12 protein-coding genes are annotated in these 14,779 nt (G+C 69.1%); 6 read left to right on the top strand and 6 right to left on the bottom strand.

Annotated features, from left to right (window positions below):
• Positions 1–30: 30 nt before the first annotated feature.
• The 3 genes from AB0J87_RS54540 to AB0J87_RS54530 all read left to right on the top strand — a co-directional run bounded on the left by AB0J87_RS54540 (position 31) and on the right by AB0J87_RS54530 (position 5,008).
• On the top strand, positions 31–3,093 hold the full coding sequence (locus tag AB0J87_RS54540; protein ID WP_363981827.1) for a hypothetical protein: 3,063 nt from the start codon (positions 31–33) through the stop codon (positions 3,091–3,093).
• Between the two features lie 109 nt (positions 3,094–3,202).
• A complete protein-coding gene (locus AB0J87_RS54535; RefSeq protein WP_363981824.1) occupies positions 3,203–4,369 on the top strand; it encodes a DUF418 domain-containing protein in 1,167 nt (388 codons plus the stop codon).
• 6 nt (positions 4,370–4,375) lie between these two features.
• Entirely contained in the window at positions 4,376–5,008 is a 633-nt protein-coding gene (locus tag AB0J87_RS54530; protein ID WP_363981821.1) for a GNAT family N-acetyltransferase, read from the top strand.
• Here AB0J87_RS54530 and AB0J87_RS54525 read toward each other — a convergent pair.
• Positions 5,001–5,720, bottom strand: a complete 720-nt coding sequence (locus AB0J87_RS54525; RefSeq protein WP_363981818.1) for a uridine kinase — start codon at positions 5,718–5,720, stop codon at positions 5,001–5,003. The two genes, AB0J87_RS54530 and AB0J87_RS54525, sit on opposite strands and share 8 nt — an antisense overlap.
• A gap of 150 nt (positions 5,721–5,870) precedes the next feature.
• Here AB0J87_RS54525 and AB0J87_RS54520 point away from each other — a divergent pair, with 150 nt between their 5' ends.
• Complete coding sequence (locus tag AB0J87_RS54520) at positions 5,871–6,644, top strand: hypothetical protein (RefSeq protein WP_363981815.1); 774 nt, start codon at positions 5,871–5,873, stop codon at positions 6,642–6,644.
• A 263-nt stretch (positions 6,645–6,907) separates the two neighbouring features.
• On the opposite strand, the gene AB0J87_RS54515 is transcribed toward AB0J87_RS54520, so the two are convergent.
• Together AB0J87_RS54515 and AB0J87_RS54510 are read right to left on the bottom strand one after the other, a co-directional pair.
• Positions 6,908–7,234, bottom strand: coding sequence for a dihydrofolate reductase family protein (locus AB0J87_RS54515; protein WP_363981812.1), 327 nt, complete (start codon positions 7,232–7,234; stop codon positions 6,908–6,910).
• Between the two features lie 82 nt (positions 7,235–7,316).
• A complete protein-coding gene (locus AB0J87_RS54510) occupies positions 7,317–8,867 on the bottom strand; it encodes an alpha/beta hydrolase (RefSeq protein WP_363981809.1) in 1,551 nt (516 codons plus the stop codon).
• A 523-nt stretch (positions 8,868–9,390) separates the two neighbouring features.
• Here AB0J87_RS54510 and AB0J87_RS54505 point away from each other — a divergent pair.
• The gene (locus tag AB0J87_RS54505; RefSeq protein WP_363981806.1) at positions 9,391–10,161 is read left to right on the top strand and encodes a MerR family transcriptional regulator; all 771 of its coding nucleotides are present in this window, start codon (positions 9,391–9,393) and stop codon (positions 10,159–10,161) included.
• Between the two features lie 240 nt (positions 10,162–10,401).
• On the top strand, positions 10,402–10,995 hold the full coding sequence (locus AB0J87_RS54500) for an RICIN domain-containing protein (RefSeq protein WP_363981803.1): 594 nt from the start codon (positions 10,402–10,404) through the stop codon (positions 10,993–10,995).
• 372 nt (positions 10,996–11,367) lie between these two features.
• On the opposite strand, the gene AB0J87_RS54495 is transcribed toward AB0J87_RS54500, so the two are convergent.
• The 3 genes from AB0J87_RS54495 to AB0J87_RS54485 all read right to left on the bottom strand — a co-directional run bounded on the left by AB0J87_RS54495 (position 11,368) and on the right by AB0J87_RS54485 (position 14,739).
• Positions 11,368–12,756 (bottom strand): xylan 1,4-beta-xylosidase, encoded by a 1,389-nt coding sequence (locus tag AB0J87_RS54495; protein WP_363981800.1) that lies wholly within the window; start codon positions 12,754–12,756, stop codon positions 11,368–11,370.
• Positions 12,757–12,916: 160 nt separating this feature from the next.
• The gene (locus tag AB0J87_RS54490; RefSeq protein ID WP_363981797.1) at positions 12,917–13,666 is read right to left on the bottom strand and encodes an SDR family NAD(P)-dependent oxidoreductase; all 750 of its coding nucleotides are present in this window, start codon (positions 13,664–13,666) and stop codon (positions 12,917–12,919) included.
• 44 nt (positions 13,667–13,710) lie between these two features.
• Positions 13,711–14,739, bottom strand: a complete 1,029-nt coding sequence (locus tag AB0J87_RS54485) for a phosphotransferase family protein (RefSeq protein WP_350728159.1) — start codon at positions 14,737–14,739, stop codon at positions 13,711–13,713.
• Positions 14,740–14,779: the final 40 nt, after the last annotated feature.

Here is a 14,779-nt window from a genome sequence, read left to right as displayed (position 1 = left end):
GAGGTGCGCGGAGGCAAGGAGGAGTCAGACGTGCCCTTCGATCCGGAGGCGACCGGGGTCATCCCGAAGCTGACGTTCGACACCGCTCCCCCGGAGGGCTCGCCTGCGGAGGACCCGCCCGCGGAGGACGCCGAGCCGGATTCGGACACGACGACGATGATCCGGCTGCCGGCCGCCCTGCACATCGGGCACCCGCCCACGGTGGAGGAGGCCGCCGACCCGGACGCGACGGGCACGGTGACCACCCCGGCGCAGACCGCCCCACCCGCTGACACCTCCGCGACCAAGCCCGGACTGCGGTCGCAGCCGGCGAGCGGGCCGCAGCCTGCCGATGGGACGCGGGCCGATGGCGCATCGGCGGAGGCGACGAGCACGAAGCCCGACACCGCCGCCAAACCCGGCACCACCACGCCCAGCGGCGCTACCTCCAGCCCTGCCGCACCCGGCACCTCCAAGGACGCCGCGCCCGGGAAGGCGCCCGCCAAGAGCGCGTCGCCGGCCGAAGCTCCCGCCAAGGACGCCGCATCCGGGAAGACGCCCGCCAAGGGTGCGACGCCTGCCAAGCGGCCCGTCACCGAGACCGCGGCCGCCGGGACCGTGCCCGTGCCGATAGTCCGTCCCGCCTCGGCGCCCTCCGCCGGAGGAGGAGCACCGGCCGGAACGACGCCCACCGGAACGACGCCCGCCGGTGGCTCGGCCTCCAGCGCGTCAGCCGCGAGTGGATCGGCCGCCAGCGCGTCGGCCGGCGGGTCGGCCACGAGTGGATCGGCCGCGAGTGGGTCGGCTGCCGCGCCTGTGGAGGCGCCGCAAGCCTCGCCCATGTCCGCCGCCCCGCCCACCGCGCCCCCGCAGCCCGCGGCCCCCAAGGTCGCGACGAAGCAGGCCCCGCCCCAGCAGGCGACCCCCCAACCGGCCCCTCAGGCGGCCCCCGGCAAGCCGCGCACGCTCGGCGGTCGGATCGGCGCGCTGGTCGCCAGTGCGCCCAAGTGGCTGCCCGTGCTGCTGGTCCTCGAGGGCCTGGCCATGTACATCCTGGCCCTCAAGGTCGCGCCAGGACCCCTGCGCGGCGTGGACCCCAACAAGATCGACGGCCTGGGCCTGATCTCGGCCCTCCCGACGACGGCGTTCATCGCCATCCTCATCATGATCGTGTCGTTCTTCGTCACGGTCGCCCAGAGCACCGACCGCAAGTTCCTCCTGCTGTTCCAGATCGCCGCCATCACCTTCGCCCTGCACGGCGCGGGAGCGCTGGTGGCCACGGCCCCGCGCTTCCCCACGGCGTACATCCACGCCGGTTTCGTGGAGTTCATCAGCAGGACCGGCGAGTCGGCCATCAGCATCGACGCCCGCATGGGCTGGCCGGGCTTCTTCGCGCTGTTCGCCTTCGTGACGAAGGCCGCCGGGATCACCGACCTGACGCCGATCCTGCAGTGGACGCCGCTCGTCTCGAACCTGCTCTACCTGCTCCCGTTCGTGCTGATCCTGCGCCAGGTCGTGGCCACCACGCGCGCGCGGTGGTTCGCGGCGCTGCTGTTCGTGCTGGTGCAGTGGATCGGGCAGGACTACTTCTCGCCCCAGGGCTTCACGTTCGCCTTGTACCTGGCGTTCATCGCGATCCTGCTCAGATGGTTCGGACGGGTCGAACAGCGGACGAAGCCGATCCCGCCCAAGGGCCTGCGCAAGCTGCTCGGCAAGCTGGACGCGATGACCCCGGGCGAGCTGGCCAACACCGGCACGTACCGGGCCGACAAGCTGCTCATGCTGATGATGCTGCTGGCGCTGTTCGTCGCGTCGGTGGCCTCGCACCAGATCACCCCGTTCATGATGCTCGGGGTCGTAACGGCGTTCCTCATCTTCAAGCGGACGTCGCTGACCTGGGGGTTGCCGTTCTTCCTCGGGCTGCTCGTGCTGGCCTGGATCAGCTACATGACAGTGGGCTTCTGGTCCAGCCAGATCGGCGCCATCTTCGGCGGCTTCGGCCGGATCCTGCAGAACATCGGCAACAGCACCGGCGACCGGATCGAGGGCAGCGACCCCGCGCACGCGCTGGTGCTGCAGGCGCGGCTCGGCATCCTCGTGGTGATCCTCAGCCTGGCGGCCACGGGGCTGTTCCGGCGGTTCCGGCGCGGGGTGTTCGACCGGTCGGCGCTGATCCTGCTCTGCGTGCCGGTGCTGGCGCTGGGGCTGCAGAGCTACGGCGGCGAGATCGGGCTGCGGATCTACATGTTCGCGCTGCCCGGGGCCTGTCTGCTGGCCGCGTACGCGTTCTTCCCCAACCTGCCGGCCGACAGCGCGGACGTGCGCGAGGAGACCGTGCCGCTGCGCAAGCGGAACGTGCGCTTCAACCCGCAGCTCACCAAGAAGCTCTCGGTCGTGCTCGCGGCGTGCTTCGCGGTGCTTTTCGCGTTCGCGTTCCTGCTGGCCAGGTACGGCAACGAGAAGTTCGAGCGGGTCACCGTGGGTGAGGTGGCCGCGCTGCACTACGTCTACCAGCACGACAAGCCGAGCGCCAAGGTGCTCTACCTGGTCCCCAAGACGGGGCCGGAGGTCACGCCGACCCTGCCGTGGGGCGAGAAGGACGTCGAGCTGGTCAACTTCGGCGTGCAGGCCCTGGTGCACAAGGACCCGACGCAGGTCGCGGACGCGATCGCGGCGCTCAAGGAGCAACCGCGTAACTCGTACCTGATCGTGAGCCGCGGGCAGGTGAGCTACCTGCAGCTCAACGAGGGCTTCCCGGAGGACTGGGGGACGAAGTTCCGCGCGGCGCTGGACGCCTCGCCGGACCTGAAGCGGGTGTTCTCCAACCAGGACGCGGCCCTCTACACCTGGAAGAAGTTCGTCCGGGGCACCGAGATCCCCGAACCGCAGCCGTACAAGGGACGCGGCGACCCCACCACCCCGTGGACGCCCGTGGGCATCGGCGCGCTGGCCGTGACATGGGTCTCGCTCTTCGCGTACGAGGTCATCCGGCTGAACGGCCCCAACCGGGCACGCAAGGCCAGGAAGCGCCTGCTCTTCCTCGCCGTGCCCGCTTTCGTGGTCGCGCTAGCGGTGATCATCGAGCGATTCATCTATATCGCACAAAATAACTGAATTCACAGGAAACACTCAGCTTGTACGGGATGATGTTCTCCATATGAGGACACAGGAGACGCTTCCCGCCATGCCGAACGCACGACTCGCGGCTGCGAGGATCGCTTCCGTGGACGCCTTACGAGGCTTCGCACTCCTGGGCATCCTCGTAGTCAACATCGCCTTCCTGGCCTCCGGCTACCGGATGGCCGGGATGGCCGAACCCGCCTTCCAGTCCCCGCTGGACTGGACCGTGCGGTTCACCGTGACGCTGCTCGTGGAGAACAAGTTCTACCTGCTGTTCTCCTTCCTGTTCGGCTACAGCTTCACCCTCCAGGTCGACTCGGCGGCGCGGCAGGGTCGCCCGTTCGGGCCGATGTTCCTGCGCCGCCTGGCCGGGCTGCTGCTGATCGGGCTGGCGCACGCCGTGCTGCTGTTCCCCGGGGACATCCTGACGACGTACGCGGCCGTGGGCCTGGCCCTGCTGATCTTCCGCAAGCTCCGGCCCAAGGCCGCGGTGGTGCTGGCGGTCATGTTGACCGCGATGCTCGCGCTCGGCTTCGTGCTGCTGGCCCTGCTCGCCACGTTCGGCCTGGACATGGGCGGCACCGTGGCGGACTCGGCGGCGGAGGCCACCAAGGCGGACACGGCGCTGGCGGCCTCCGCCCTGCAGATCATCTCCGAGCACCTCAGGAAGCTGTCGCTGATCATCGTCTTCCGCGTGCTGTTCCAGGGCCCGGCGGTGCTGGCGGCGTGCCTGATCGGCCTGGCGGTCGGCAAGCTGGGCGCCATGCGCGACCTGTCGGCCCACACGGGCACGCTGCGCAAGCTGCAGTGGACCGGGTTCACGGTCGGGCTCGCGGGCGCCTTCATCTACACGACGTCGGCCTGGCACGGCACGATGCACAAGTTCTGGGGCGAGGCCGTGGACCTGGTGACGGCCCCGCTGCTGGCGGCGGCGTACGCGGCGACGTTCCTGCGGGTGCTGCCGTACATGCCGCGCATCGCCCGGGCGCTCGCGGCGCCGGGCCGGATGGCGCTGTCCAACTACCTGGCGCAGTCGCTGATCTGCTCGCTGATCTTCACCGGGTACGGGCTGGCGCTCGTGGACCGGGTCAGCCCGCCGCTGGAGGTGCTGATCGCGCTCGGCGTCTTCGTCTGCCAGGTCTTCTACAGCCACTGGTGGCTCAAGAGGCACCGGTACGGGCCCGTGGAGTGGCTCCTGCGCTTCCTCACGTACTGGCGCAAACCAGGCCCCAGCCGCCCGCACCAGGCGCGCCACTCTTTGGAGAAATGACGGACTATGCGTCACTGGCCCGTGTTCAACCTCCGCCTCACCACGCCCCGCCTAGAGCTGCGCATGCCCTCTCTGGACGATCTCGACGAGCTGGCCGACCGGGCCGTGGAAGGCGTGCACGATCCGGATGTGATGCCGTTCGGCGTGCCGTGGACGGACGTCCCCGCCGACGAGCTGCCGGCGAACGTCGTCCGGTACCAGCTCGGCCTCATCTCGCGGTGGCAGCCCGAGCGGTGGTGCTGCAACTTCGTCGTCGTCCACGAGGGGCGGGTGATCGGCACCCAGGACCTGTCCGCGCACGGCTTCCGGGTCACCCGCGAGGTGCACACGGGCTCGTGGCTGGGCCGCGCCCATCAGGGCAAGGGCCTCGGCACGGAGATGCGCGCAGCCGTCCTCCACCTGGCCTTCACGGGGCTCGGGGCCCTGACGGCGGTCTCCAGCGCGTACCTGGACAACCGGGCCTCACTGGGCGTCTCCCGCAAGCTCGGCTACCGGCCGGACGGGGTGATGGTGGACGAGGTACGCGGCAAGCGGGCGTTCCAGCAGCGCCTCCGCCTCGGCCGGGACGACTTCACCGACCCCGTCCCCGTGCGGATCGACAACCTGGAGCCCTGCCTGCCGCTCTTCGGGCTCACCTGATGCGGGGCCGGTCGAAGACGGTGTTGTCGATGACGACGTCCATCCGGCTCAGCGGGTCGGTCTCCTCGAGGTAGATGCGCTCGGCTACCAGGTACCGGTTCCGGTGGATCGACTCGGCCTCCGACCCGGCCCAGTCCTGGTCGCGTTCGGCCCCTCTGCGCACCGACAGCTCGGCGTCCACGTCCATCCAGATCCGGAGATCCCAGTACTTGTCGATCTCCGGCCGGAACGCGAACACCCCGTCCACGACCACCACCGAGTCCGCCGCCAGCGGCGCCGTCGTCCCGGAATGATCGATCTGCGTCAGCGGATCGATGCCGCACAGCGCGCACGACACCGCCTCCACGGAGCGGCCGGGCTCCAGCAGCAGCCTCTTGACCGCCTCATAGTCGTAGGCGTTGCGGTAGTAGCCCTCGCCCGACTCGCGGTCGTAGAGGTGCCGGTCCTTCCACGGCTTCTTGAAGTCGTCCAGGGTGGCGCGGAGCGCGGGCCGCCCCGCCTTGACGATCTCCTCGGCCAGCTCGTGCCCGAAGCTCGTCTTGCCCGAGGCGGTGAACCCGTCGATCCCCACCAGCACCCGTCCACCGCCGCAGGCCAGCGCTTGCTCGGCGACCCGCCTCACGAGCGCGGAACGTTCCGGCGAGGCCGGGGCCGGGCAGGGCTGCTGCCAGGTCGAGACGGAATACTGCACCCGCGCATCAGAGGACACCACCAGCACACCCTATCCACGGACATTTCACCCAACGTACGAAGGTCATGGTGTGCGGGCGTTGGCGGGTCGCCACGGCGTCCGGGACGGGGAGCAGGCCCCCTAACCCCGCGGAGATGATCTTGTCGGCGGAGGCCACTATGGTGCGGCGGCATGACCACCGGCTCCGCAGCACCGAACCTCGCGGCCTTACGCACCCTCCTGCCCAAGGCAACCCCGACACGCGCCTGGAAAGCGATCCGCGAACTCGCCATCGTCGCCCCCACGGTCTCACGGCCGGCACTCGAACTGGCCGCCGAATTCGCCGAGATCGCATTGCCGCCCACGGAACGGCTGCTCAGGTTCTGGCCTGCGACCCCGGATCCGGACGGGTTCGCCGAGTTCCTCCTCGCGCCCGCCTTCGTGCGCGAGGAGCGCACCCACCTTCGGGTCAATGAAAGATCCCTCACCCCAGGCCTTCGCCATCTCAGCAACCTGCGTACGGTGGACCTGCGCAAATGCGGCTCCTACGCCGACATCGCCGAACTCGCCGGCCTCACCAGCCTGGTCGAGCTCGATCTCAGCTCAGCCGGGCTCGTGACCGACTTCTCGCCCCTGGCCGCCCTGACACGGCTGGAACATCTCGACCTCTCCGCCACCCGGATCAGCGACCTCACCCCATTGCTGGGCATGCACCACCTGAGCTGGCTGAACCTCTCTCGCACCGAGGCGACCAGGCTCGACGGATTCGCCGACGCCTTTCCCCTGCTCTACTGGCTCGACCTGTCCCACTGCCGGTCGCTCGACGACGTGCGCCCCCTGTCCGGGCTGCCCGAGTTGCACAGCCTTGACCTCGGTTACACCAAGGTCAGCGCTCTCACCGGCCTACGCGATCTCGGCGCACTCCAGGAGCAAGGACGCGGCGCAGCGCCCCGGGGCCGGCGGTGAGCAGGTCGCGGACGGCCCGCTCGGCGCGGGCTGTGGCCCCCGTCGCCTCGGCGGCGAGGGCTTCGTGGACGAGATCCTCGTATCCGCTCATGTGATAACTAGTACTCCAGTTTGACGGTCGGACGGAGAACCGGCGACGGGTTCAGGCCGCCGCGGGAGTCGCCGCCGACCGGATGCGCAGAACCGGACCCTGATCGCCTTACGGCTGGTCAGGGCCCGGTTCTTTGGGTACTGGATGGGCCGCGGTCACCGATCGGGCTCGATCACGGCTGCGCCGCGAAGACGTGGGCGACGGTTCCGCCGCTGAACACGGTCGTGCTTTTCGGCTCGAGGGTAAGCGCCGCCGGGAAGATCCGCTCGCCCGCGCCGAGGACGACCGGGCGGACGAGAAGGCGGTATTCGTCGATCAGGCCGGTCTCGACCAGCGACCGGGCGAACCGTGCCCCGCCGTGGGCGAGCAGGTAGCCGTCGGAGCGCTCCCGCTTGAGCCGCGTGATGGATTCGGCCAGGTCTCCGGCGGCGATCGTCGTCTCGTCCCAGTAGGCGGAGGTGAGCGAGTTCGAGAACACGACCTTCGGGATGTCGTTCATCGGCTTGGCGAACGGCCCGGAGTCGTTGGGATAGTGGGCGGTCCGGCCGATCGGAGGAGGCTCCGACGTGCCGGTACCCGCCTCAGAGCTTGCACCGGGCCCCTTCGGCCGGGGACTTGAGGTCGATGAGGTAGGCGGCCACGGCCTCGTTGACGCAGGCGTTGCCGGCCAGGAGGGCGCCGTGCTGCTCGCCCTCGACGGTGAGCAGGCTGCCGCCCAGCTCCTTGGCCAGGTTGATGCCGCCCTCGTGCGGCGTGATGGCGTCGCCCGTGACGGAGACCGTGAGCGTGTCGGCCAGGCCCTTGATGCCGGTGGCGTACGGGTAGCCAAGCGTCGGCTTGACGGGCCACTGCTCGCAGCCGTCGCGCGCCTCCTTGACCGGACGGCCATGATCGGTGAACGGCGCCGCCTTGAACCACGCTCGGTTCATCGCAGTCTCTTGCTTCGGCGTGTGGCGCTCCTCGTCCAGGCAGTTGATCGCCAGCGTGGCCTCGAGCGAGTCGGGGTAGACGCCGTCGGCGGTCCGCCCGTGATAGCTGTCGCGCAGCTTCAGCAGGCTGTCGCCCTTGCCCGCCTCCAGTTCGGCGATGCCCGCGATCGCGACGGGCCACATCGCCTTGCTGTACAGCGCGGCCGTCACCCCCTCGACCGCTTGCTCGAACGTCAGCCCGCGCCCGTCAGACGTCCGCGCGGGCTTGTCGATCAGCGGCCGGACGAGTTTCTGGAAGGCCTTGGTGGCGCGCTTCGGGTCGGTGCCGAGAGGACAGTCCTTCTCGGTGGCGCACGAGGCGGCCAGGCGCTCGAACGCGGCCTGCGTCCCGGCGGCCTGCTGGACGCGCCGCTCGTGGGTACCCACCAGCGGGTCCATCGCCCCGTCGAGCACAAGCGCGCGGACCTTCTTCGGGAACATCTCCGCGTACACGGCGCCGAGCCGGGTGCCGTAGCTGGTGCCGGCGAAGGAGAGCTTCTCGTCGCCCAGGGCCTGGCGCAGCACGTCCATGTCCCGCGCGACGTCGCGGGTGCCGACGTGCGTGAGCACCTGCTTGCCGCCAGAGCGCTCGGCGCACTGCTGGAGGAGCCGGCGGGTTTCCTGCTTGGTCCAGTCGTCCAGACCGGCGGGGATCGAGGAGAGCTTGGCATCGCGGTCGCGCTCGGCGTCGGTGTAGCAGTCGAGCGCCGGCTTGGAGGCGCCGACGCCGCGCGGGTCGAACCCGACCAGGTCGAAGCGTTCGGTGATCGGCGATTTCGCCCACGCGGCGGCGGTCAGGGCCGCGTGATCGGTGCCGGGGAAACCGGGACCGCCGGGGTTCAGCAGAAGCGACCCGATCGGATTCTTTCCGCGCGCGGGCACGCGCAGCAGCGCGATCTCCGCCTGCTGACCCTGCGGATTCCGGTAGTCGAGCGGCACCTTGAGCCGCGCGCACTCGGCTTCGACGGCCGGCGCGCCCGGCGGCAGCTTCGGATCGCAGGGCTTGAACGCGAGTTTCTGCCCATAGAAGCGGTCCAGGCCGGTGTCGGGGGAGGCGGGCTGCTGACCGCCCTGGAGAGTGCCGGCCTGGCCGGCGCAGGCGCCGAGCAGCAGCGTCAGCGCCGCGGCGCCCAGGACGACGGCCGGTCTCTTGCGGTAGGGCATGTGCTTTCTCCCATTGTCGGAGGTGATGGTCAACTGGGGGTCCGGAGGCCGAGCAGGCTCACGTCCGGTGCGCGGCACCGCCAAGGGCGTGGACGTGCATGCGTCGGAGCACGTCGAGCCGCACTTTCGTGGTACGGGTCCCGCGGCGCCGGCGCCACCGTCCTGGCCGCGCGTTCGTCACCGGTCGGGGCGCGTGACTCCAGGCTGGTCAGCCACGGACACTCGGCCGGCTCGCTGGTCGTGCTGTTCGCGACACCGAGCTAACAGCGTGCCCTTGGGGCACAGTCAAGGAGCGTCGCGTATCCGGCCACGGAGCGGTTCGAGAGAGGCTTCGAAGCCTGGGCGCACTTCGACATGCTTGTCGTTCCCGGCATGGAGCACGCTCCCCGGGCCTCCAAGCCGGCTCGGGCGCGCGAGACGTCTGGGCCCCCATTTTGACTGTGCCCTTGGGGCATGGTGTGAACTGCAGTCAGGGACGCGTGGCGTGGGCGCCCACGGCTGCGGACGACGAGGGAGACAGAGAGTGGCGTGGAGCACCCGGCAACTTGCCGATCTTACGGGCTCGACGGTGAAGGCCATTCGGCATTACCACGAGATCGGGTTGCTGGATCTGCCCGAGCGCGCGGCCAACGGGTACAAGCAGTACCAGGTCGCGCATCTGATCCGGCTGTTGCAGATCAAGCGGTTGCGCGATCTGGGGGTGCCGCTGTCGCAGGTCGCCGCGATGGGGCGGGCCGACGAGGAGCCGGACGAGGCCATCCGGGCGCTGGATGCCGAGCTGGAGGCGACGATAGAACGGCTCAATCGGGTGCGTGCGGAGCTGGCCGTCATCTTGCGTCATCGCGCACCGGTGCATATGCCGCCCGAATTTGCTCCCATCTCTCAAGACCTCTCCGACACAAACCGATCCTTGTTCATGGTCTTCTCGACGCTTTTCAGCGAGGAGGGCATGGCGGAATTCCGCGAGATAATCGCCGTGCGCGACGACACCGGCGACGAGTTCGACGCCCTTCCCCCGGACGCCGACGATGCCACGGTCGACCGGATTGCCGAGCGAATTCTGCCGCTGGTCCGCAAGATGCGGAAAGAGCACCCGTGGTCGAACGACCCGGTGGCGGATTCGCCACGAGGAGCAAAGCTGGCCGAAAGCACGATGGGCCACGCGGCGGTGGAGCTCTACAACCCCGCGCAGCTACGAGTCCTGCAGCGCCTGTTCATCCTCCTCGAACAGGCAACGCACACGAACGAAGACACTGACGCGAGCAATGAGCACGCGGCCCACCGCCGTAATTGAACGGAGACCTCATCCGCAGGGCACGTCGTCAGATCAGGCCAGGATGTACTTCGCTGGAAATTTCTTCATTGCCGCAACCCCTCACGGAATCACGAAAGTCTCCCGACAGATCGATGACAGCGTTTGTGAGTACCTTCGACCGCAGACGGACTGTCACCCGAAGAGCCGGAAGAGGCTCTCTTTCCCAGGGAGGAAGTAATGCGGCGCTTATGCATCACCGTCGCGGTTCTACTCACTGCGATGACCGCGCTCATCACGAGCCCCGCCTCGGCGGCCGAACCCGCCGTCGTCACCGCGGCCGAAGCCTACAAGCAGGTCCAGCAAGCCGCTGCCGCCGGTGAGGGCGGTCGGAAGCTGGCCGACGGTTCCACCGTGTACGACTCCGCACCTTTCCTCATGCGCGTCCGCTCCTACGGTAGCGGCTACTGCCTGGACAACTTCGCCTCCGGCGGAGGGCAGAACAACTCCCCTGTCGGCTTCTGGCAGTGCAACGGCGGCGGGACCCTGCTGTGGCGGTGGCGGGTCTTCGACAGCAACCGCTTCTACGGCACCGAGTTGGTGAACAACGCTTCCGGACGCTGCCTGGACTATCCGGCCTCCGCCGGCGGCCAGACCGGTCGTCAGTTCAACGTCTACGACTGCCGAGACGGCGGCTGGTCCGGCCAGAACTTCCACATCTACATCGGCGGCTCCGACCTCTGGCTCTCATCCGAGCACACCGCTGACGCCGTCTGCCTCGACGGCTACGCCAGCAGTTGGCGCGGCAACGGCAGCCCCGTGGGCCTGTGGAGCTGCAACGTCAGCAACCCCAACGCCTGGCAGCGCTGGTACTGACCGACCGCGGAGCCGCTCTCCCCCGGCACCTCCACGACCGCCCCGCCCCGATCATCGCCGACGCCCTCGGCTTCCACCCCGTCTCAACTCCGTCCAAGCCCTAGCGGTTCGTCTCTGGCCGTGACAGCTCGTGTGCGCGGCCCTCGCTGGATCGCGAGTCGGCCTGGGACTCGGGTACCGAGGAAGCGCACCATCGGCGGAGCCCCAAAGCGAGCGAAGCGAGCGGGATTTCGGGGTGGGCTCCAGCAGGCCCAGCCGGTAACAGGGCAACGGGCGGGGGGTTAAGGGGGGATCGAAAGGGGGGCGGAGCCCTCCTTGGGCAGCGCTGTCTGGAATTTCGTGCGCGAAGCGCTCCCTGTGGAAGGCCGTGCTTTAGGTGCCGCCGCGGCCCGACCATTTGATTTCGTGGGGTTTCAGGGTTACCTGGCGGCCGTCGACCGTGGCCGTGACCTCGCGGTCCGAGGTGTTCACCATGACCACCTGGCGTTCCTGGCCGATTGCCTTGATCTTGGGGTCCGAGGTTGTCACGGGCTCGACGCGTACGCCTGCCGGAAACCATTTGGTGAAGCCGCTGAGCAGGCCCGCCATCGGCATCTCCCCGCCCACCTTGGGGCTCCAGAGGCAGCCGGCGCAGTCACCTTCGCTCTTCTGCTGCGGGTTCCAGTAAAGGGCCGTCGTCACGCCGCTCTTCGCGAATTCCATCAGCGCCGTCGCCTGCACCGCCGTGCGCTTCGCCTCCGACCAGCCGGAGTTCTCCGGCTCGACGTACCATTCGGCCCACCACACGGGCAGGTCCTTGCTCTGCTGCCGCAGCCACGTCGTGATGGCGGCGAACTTGGCCTGCGCGGCGAAATCGTCGGGTACGTTGCCCCGGTCGTTCGTCATGGACGCGCCGTCCACCACGACGAAGTCGGCGCCCTTCTTGTGCTCCAGCCAGTACGTGATCGCGTCCAGCGCCCGCTGGTCCACCGTGCCCCACGGGCCGCTCAGCTCTGAGGGGCCGCCCTTGGAGTTGGTCTCGATGGGGATGTACGGGCCGCCGACCTGGATGTCCTTGTTCACCTTCTTCAAGGCCGCGTAGACCTTGTTGTACAACTCGGTGTACCCCTCGGCGTCCCAGCGGTTCGTGGACGGGTCCCAGAAGCCCTTGAACTCGTTCCACACCATGTAGTGCTTGACCGTCGGATACTGCTTGGCGACCGTGGCGGCCAGTTTGGCGTAGTCGTCGAAATGCTCGCGCTTGGGCGCGACCGTGTGGTTCTTGCTCCAGTCCGTACGCCCGGCCTGCCCGCCCTTCATCCAGTCCGGCGCGCAGCACAGCGTGATGACCGGCACCGCCCGCGACGACGCCATGAACTTCAGCCGCCGGTCCAGGTCACGGAAGTTGAACTGCCCGGGACTGGGCTCCGGGTTGCCGACGCCCCAGCCCATGATGTGCTGGTTCTGCAGCATGGGGACCCGGCCGAGCACGCCCCTGGCTTCCTCCACGACCTGCGGCGGCTCGTTGTCCGCGCTGTACTGGGTGTGGGTGATGCCCCAGCGCGGCCAGTTGTCGAGCGCGGGCGGCTGCTCCAACTGCGGCGCGGGCTCGCTGGGGAGCGTCGTGGCGACGTCCTCGCCCTTGAACACGCTGCGTGACTGGCTGCGCATCGACGCGTAGACCATGATGCCCGCCACCAGGACGACGGCGAGGACGCCCGCTCCCAGCGCGAGCGGCCACGGCGATCGTCTTCGTGCGTGCCGGCCGTCAGTCGGAATCACCGAATGCTCCTCATGCTGCGGCAAAGGTACAAGGACTCACGAACCTACAAGGGCTCTGGATTCTGCGAGGGCTGCGAACGTTCCAAGAGACTGCAAACGTACAAGAGCCTGACCCTTAATAGGCTAATCGCCCCACTTGCAAGGCACTTGCCGTTTCCGTTCAGGAGACAGGGGGACGCTGGCCTCCCACAGGGCCCGGAACCCCTGCGTAGCGGTACGGGACCGGCGGCCGGCCGGGCTGCACGACCAGGAGCGTGCCGGGGGTGTCGGCGTAGAAGGCGGACTCGACGGCGGCGGCCACGTCCTCGGCCGTGAGCAGGGGGAACCCGGCGTTGACGAACATCTCCCGCGACTCCGCCACCAGCGGCGTGTCCGTGAATCCGGGGCAGACGGCGCTGATGCGGATGTTCTGGGCGGCCAGCGGCTCGGCGAGCGCCCTGACCAGGCCGACGACGGCGTGCTTGGTCATCGTGTAGATCGGGTCGCCGGCGAAGCCCACGAGCCCGGCCAGCGACGAGGTGGTCACGATGGCGCCCCCGCCCGATCGCTTGAGCAGCGGGAGGCTGGCCTGGACGCCGAAGACGACGCCGTCCACGTTCACCCCGACCACCTGGCGGTAACGCGTCAGGTCGAAGTCCGCCAGGTCCACCCGGCCCGAGATCCCCGCGTTCAGGTGGACCAGGTCGAGCCGTCCGTAGCGCCGCTCGGCCAGCGCCACCGCCTCCAGCGAGGCCTCCTCGCGGCTGACGTCGGCGGCCAGCCACGCGCCGTCCACCTCCTTGGCCAGCCTCTCGGCGCCCTCCCCGTCGAGATCGACGAGGACGCACTTGACGCCGCCCGCCGACAGCCGCCGCGCCACCGCCGCCCCGATGCCGCTGGCCGCTCCGGTGATGAGTGCAACTGTGCTCATGGCGTGCTCCTTGCGTCGGGGGTGTCCTTCGCGAAGGCCGACCGTCAGGGCTGGTCGAGCATGCGATGCGCACGGGAGATCAGCGTGGGCACCGCGGACCCGATGCGGTCGAATCCCTCCCCAACGGTCTTACCTTGCCGGAACCGGGCGTGGATACCCTCCACGATGACAGCGAGCTTGAAGTTGCCGAAAGCCACATAAAACCCAAGATCCGAAATATCCCGGCCGGAGACCTTGGCATAGTGCGCGGCGAACTCCGCCGCGTTCATGAAACCCGGCGCCACCGTCACGTCCCCCGCCACGGGGATCCGCGCCCGTTCCTCGTCCCCCTGATCGTGCCAGTACGTCAGCGTCAGCCCCAGGTCGGCCAGCGGATCGCCCAGCGTGGACATCTCCCAGTCCACCACGGCCATGATCTCGATCGGCTCCCCGAACCGGATCAACGTGTTGTCCAGCCGGTAGTCACCGTGCACCAGCGTGCTGTCGGAGGCGGCGGGCAACCGCTCCCGCAGCCGCTCCACGAGCCGGTCGTACTCGGGCAGGTCTGCCGTCTTCGACCGCTCCCACTGCTGCCCCCACCGTTCGAGCTGCCTGGCCAGATAGCCCTCGGGCCGCCCGAAGTCCCCGAGCCCCACCTCTCGGTAGTCCACCGCGTGAATGGCCGCCAGCACCTCGGCCAGCCGCTCCGACAGCCGCCGCGTCTGCGCCGGCGACGGCGAGCCGAGCTCCTCCCGGGTCCGTACGGCGGCGCCCTCCACGTACCCCATGAGATAGAACGGCGCCCCGACGACGGACTCGTCGGCGCAGAACGCGATCGGCGAGGGCACCGGCACGGGCGTGCCCGACAGGGCCGAGATGACCCGCCACTCGCGCCGCATGTCGTGGGCGGTGGGCAGCACGTGGCCGAGCGGCGGCCGGCGCAGCACCAGGCGGCGGTCGCGGGCCTCGATCAGGTAGGTGAGATTGGACCTGCCGCCCGAGATCAGCGAGACGGACAGCGGCTCGCCCGCATCGGGCACGTTCCGGCCCATCCACGTGATCAGTGCAGGCCAGTCGATGCCAGGTACGGTCATGAACACACATTAGAACGACACTCGGTCCTGAACACCACCT

Origin of the sequence: Nonomuraea sp. NPDC049625 (assembly GCF_040675285.1) — a bacterium.
In the GTDB taxonomy this organism is placed as follows: Bacteria; Actinomycetota; Actinomycetes; order Streptosporangiales; family Streptosporangiaceae; genus Nonomuraea; species Nonomuraea angiospora_A.
The sequence above is the reverse complement of the archived record's forward strand: the minus strand, read 5'-3'. Positions and strand labels throughout refer to the sequence as shown.